4 protein-coding genes are annotated in these 4,560 nt (G+C 40.9%); 2 read left to right on the top strand and 2 right to left on the bottom strand.

Annotated elements, in window-relative coordinates; genetic code table 11:
* On the bottom strand, positions 1-1,012 hold a 1,012-nt coding region (locus WBM49_RS14330; protein ID WP_424372730.1), incomplete at its 3' end, for a tetratricopeptide repeat protein.
* Between the two features lie 202 nt (positions 1,013-1,214).
* Here WBM49_RS14330 and WBM49_RS14325 point away from each other — a divergent pair.
* The gene (locus tag WBM49_RS14325; RefSeq protein ID WP_424372729.1) at positions 1,215-2,390 is read left to right on the top strand and encodes a vWA domain-containing protein; all 1,176 of its coding nucleotides are present in this window, start codon (positions 1,215-1,217) and stop codon (positions 2,388-2,390) included.
* 56 nt (positions 2,391-2,446) lie between these two features.
* On the opposite strand, the gene WBM49_RS14320 is transcribed toward WBM49_RS14325, so the two are convergent.
* Positions 2,447-3,442, bottom strand: a complete 996-nt coding sequence (locus tag WBM49_RS14320; protein ID WP_424372728.1) for a PorP/SprF family type IX secretion system membrane protein — start codon at positions 3,440-3,442, stop codon at positions 2,447-2,449.
* Positions 3,443-3,562: 120 nt separating this feature from the next.
* Between WBM49_RS14320 and WBM49_RS14315 the strand changes: the two genes are divergently transcribed.
* A complete protein-coding gene (locus tag WBM49_RS14315; protein ID WP_424372727.1) occupies positions 3,563-4,465 on the top strand; it encodes a NifU family protein in 903 nt (300 codons plus the stop codon).
* The last annotated feature ends 95 nt before the right edge of the window (positions 4,466-4,560 follow it).

Below are 4,560 nucleotides of genomic sequence, written 5' to 3'. Positions count from 1 at the left end.
GAAGCTGTATCTCATCGTCATAGCGGTTTGTTTTGTTTAAAAAATCTGCCACCTTCTCTTTTTCCTGTACCGCTCTTTGGGGGGGCTGTTTACTGGCTTCCTTCAAGGAATTATCGTAATACGCATTGGCCTCTTCAAGCCGGTTGACGCTGGCATACACATCGGCGATCTTAGAATTCAAATCCGGAATTTTAGGGCTAATCTGATTCTTCCCGGCAATTTTTAATCCCTCCTGATAATACGCCAGGGCCTTATTGATATCTCCCGTGCCAGAATAGGCATCTCCCAGGTTCTCATAAATCTCCACGCGCCGGTAAGGAACAAGTGTGTTGTTATTTTCAAGGGTGGTTAGGATAGCTATTGCTTCTTCCCATTGGCGGTTTTGAACATAGGTTTTGGCTAAGGCAAGGGCGGTACTACTACTGTAATTTGCTTCAAGGGCATCCTTGTAATTGGCAATGGCAAGATCTAACTGCTGGTAATAGCTATATACTTCTGCTAGTAAGGCAAGTGATGCCGCCAGTTCCTTTTTATTACCTCGTGTTCCTAATTCAGAGATAGAGCGGGCAATATAATCTATACTTTTTTTAATATCGGTTGGTTTGAACATGCTTGCAGAATCTAAATAGGCCCTATGCCTGGCGATTCCACTTTTTGAGAGTGTAGGTTCCAATCTGACAGCGTTCTTTTCTTTCCTCTCATCCACTAATACCGTGATATTTTCGACACTTTGAACCGTATGCCTAACGGTCTCAAATTCGGAACTTTTAAAGGTCAGAATATCTCCTATTGCTGTACTGATTGTAAATTCTCCCAGCGCATTTGTAATGACATAGGCACCTTGATTAGAAGTTACCTCCACACCTGCTATCGGAGCATTATTCTCTTTCTCTTTAACTGTCCCCTTTATACTAATCTCCCTTCGTTGATTAAGCGTCTGGGAACTAGCACTGGAAACGACCAGGAGAATCGCTATTACAGCAATAAATTTTAATGGATTGCTTCGTATCATTAGTATAAACTTAGTCCATTTGGACGGTATTAAAAAATGGGTTTTTGCCCAATCCTGGCTCTAAAACAAGAGTTTTGCCTACTTGGCGAATGCAACCGGCCCGTTCCCTCATCCGGGCGTCCTGTTCGCTCATTGCAGGTTTTTTGTCGAAAAGTTGCAACGTACTTTTCCGCTATTATCATAACCCTTTAAATAAAAACAAATGAAAAAGTTGACCCACAAAACAATGGTATTTCTATTCTTACTAATGATAGGAACAAGCTTTGCACATCATAGCAATTCTAAAATGTCATTTTCAAAAATGGCACTCCAAAGCAAGCAGGAAACAAGTGAATATGCTCTGCAACCAACGGTTAAAATTGCCCTCTTATTAGATACCAGTAATAGTATGGACGGACTTATCAATCAGGCAAAATCACAACTTTGGGATATAGTGAACCAATTTACCTATGCCAAATGTGGAAACGATGGCAGACCAAACCTACAGATAGCACTGTACCAGTATGGGAACGATAATCTTGCATCACAGGAAGGATATATTCAACAGGTATTGGGTTTTAGCAGCGACTTGGATAAGATCTCTGAAAAGCTATTTTCATTAACTACCAATGGAGGTGAAGAATATTGCGGGCAAGTTATACATCAATCATTACGTCAATTGGAATGGGGTAAAAACCCGGACGATCTAAAAATGATCTTTATCGCAGGTAACGAGCCTTTTACACAAGGTAAAAAGGATTTCAGGGAATCCGTGACAAATGCTAAAGAGAAGGATATCATCGTGAACACCATTTTTTGTGGAAGTTACGCCCAGGGCATCAATACAAATTGGCAGGAAGGAGCGCTGCTAACCGGAGGGGAATATATGGCTATTGACCACAACAGGCAGGTTGTCCATATTAAAACACCTTATGATCAAATCATCATCGATCTCAATGCGCGCTTAAATAACACCTATGTCTCCTACGGTGTTCAGGGTGCCAGTCGCAGGGCTCGTCAGGAAGTACAGGATTCTGAAGCCATGGAATTACAGGAAGTAGTAGCTGTAAAACGTGCGGTCAGTAAAAGTTCCTCTTATTACAACAATGCAGAATGGGATCTTGTAGATGCTTCCTCAAGAAAAGACTTTGACCTGGATGATATCAAAAAAGAAACACTCCCTCCCGCTCTCCAAGTAAAATCCAAGGCTCAGATCAAAGATTATTTAGCAGAAAAAAGGACAGAACGCGAAAAGATCCAAATGGAAATTCAACAAGCGAATGCTAAACGCGAAGTGTATGTGGCCAAACAACAAAAGAATGAAACAGGAGAACTAGAACAGGCCATGATACAAACCATCAAGAAACAGGCTTCCACAAAAAAGCTGTATTGGGAGTAAATAAGTAAACAAATTTGGAAGAGGGACTTCGAAAAACTATTCGGGGTCCTTTTTTATTAATTAGCAGCCGGACAAAAACAGTCGAATCTGTTTTGCCTTTCCGGACCAAAGTCGTACCCCAGGGTGATCTGGTGGAAACCTCCGTTATCAAAACGGATGTCCCCGTTCTGATAGGAATAATTATATGAGAACATAAAGCGGTTGTAGTTCAATCCTACTATAGGTGTAAATAGTTGCAAACGCTGCTCTCCAAACTGACCATTGGCCTGATATTGAGCTCCGTCAAAGCTCCTCCTATAAGAGAGTCCGGCCCATACGGTCCCAAAAGAAACATCTCTGTATACCTTCGCATTGAGGTCCACGGTTTCTTCCTGAGTAAATTCAGTGATCTGAAACAGCACAGAAGGTTCGACACGCCACTCTGATTTTCCAAAAATATAACCTACAGAAAATAAATATCTCCTTAAATTATCGAATTCAATAGCCGTATAAAGATCCCGTCCACTTCCAAGCGCATTTAACATAGTAGCGTGGGCATAGAATTCCATATAGTTATAAGACATCCCAAAATCCACATTAAAATACCCAACACTATTACGAGCTCCTGATATTATGGGATCTGGTATCACTGATCTAAATTCGGTTTCGTCCAAACTACTTAGGATAAAGCCTGCGCTTAGACCAAATGACAGTTGGTTAAGAACTCTAATATCTTCCCCAAACTGCAAGTGATGCGCGTAGGTGCCCTTTAACCCGGTTTGAGAATGATAGCCGTTGGCATCATTGAACAAGATAACACCTACCCCACTTGGGCTCTCCCCTAACCTCCAGTTGACACTTAAGGTCTGTAAATTGGGAGCTTCGTCTACGTTAAACCATTGCTTTCTGGCTGTAAGCCGTATTTTTCCACCAAGCCCAATACCGGCCATGGAAGGGTGTACCAAATAGTAATTATCAGACAAATAGTCAAAATAAACGGGGATACCCTCTTGTGCATTAGAAGTACTAATGAAGCCAATACAGGCTAGCAAAATAAAAATGATTTTTCTCATCTAAGATGGGACAAAGTGAATGGCTGTATGTTCAAATATAATGTATAACGGCTTAAAGCGAACATTATTATATGTTAGATAGCATGAAAAATGGTTGTATTTTTGCACAAAACAGACAGCATGAAAGAGTATGTAATTACTGTAAAGGAGACCAGTACCCCGGCCATTTTAAAATTTGAGGCCAATCAGTTTCTTACGACCAACGTTAATTATGAGTTTAAAAACATAGATGAAGCCAAAAATTCTCCCTTGGCTCAGCAACTTTTCTACCTTCCCTTTGTGAAAACGGTATACATTTCAGGGAATTTTATAGCCCTGGAGCGATTCGATATTGTTAGCTGGGAAGATGTACAGAGTGAAGTTGCTCAGCAATTGGTGGAGTATCTCAATTCTGGTGCGCCTGTAGTCCTGGAGGAAGCCCCGGCCTCCAAAGTGGCTATTACACTCTATGCCGAAGTAACTCCAAATCCGGCGGTGATGAAATTTGTAGCCAATAAGAAATTGGTGCCCGCCACTTTTGAATTTAAGAATATAGATGAGGCCAAGGATTCTGAATTAGCCAAAGCACTCTTCCATTTTCCCTTTGTCAAGGAGGTTTTTATGGATGAGAATTACATTTCCGTGACCAAATACGAAGTAGCCGATTGGAACGACATTACCATGGAACTACGTGAAATGATCCGCGAGCATATTTCGGAAGGCAAGGAAATTGTATCAGCAAAGGCAGAGAATACAGAAAAAAAACACAGTTCGGGGAAAGAAGCCATCGTTCACTCGGATGACGAAACCTCTCAGCAAATCATCCAGATCCTGGAAGAATACGTAAAACCGGCAGTTGCCATGGACGGTGGAAATATACTCTTCCAATCTTATGATGAAGAGTTAAAAACTGTGAATGTGATCTTACAAGGGGCATGTAGTGGTTGTCCTTCTTCTACCTTTACCTTAAAAAATGGCATTGAGACCATGCTTAAAAACATGATGGGCGATAAGGTGAATGAAGTAGTTGCCATCAATGGCTAATACCCTGCTGAATATTTGCTATTTCTTCAAATTCTTCGTTACTTTAAGAGAATCTAAAATGTACATAAAATGGCAATTTTAAAAGTAATAGAAGT

Source organism: Muriicola sp. (genome assembly GCF_049669965.1).
Lineage (GTDB): Bacteria > Bacteroidota > Bacteroidia > Flavobacteriales > Flavobacteriaceae > Muriicola.
The sequence above is the reverse complement of the archived record's forward strand: the minus strand, read 5'-3'. Positions and strand labels throughout refer to the sequence as shown.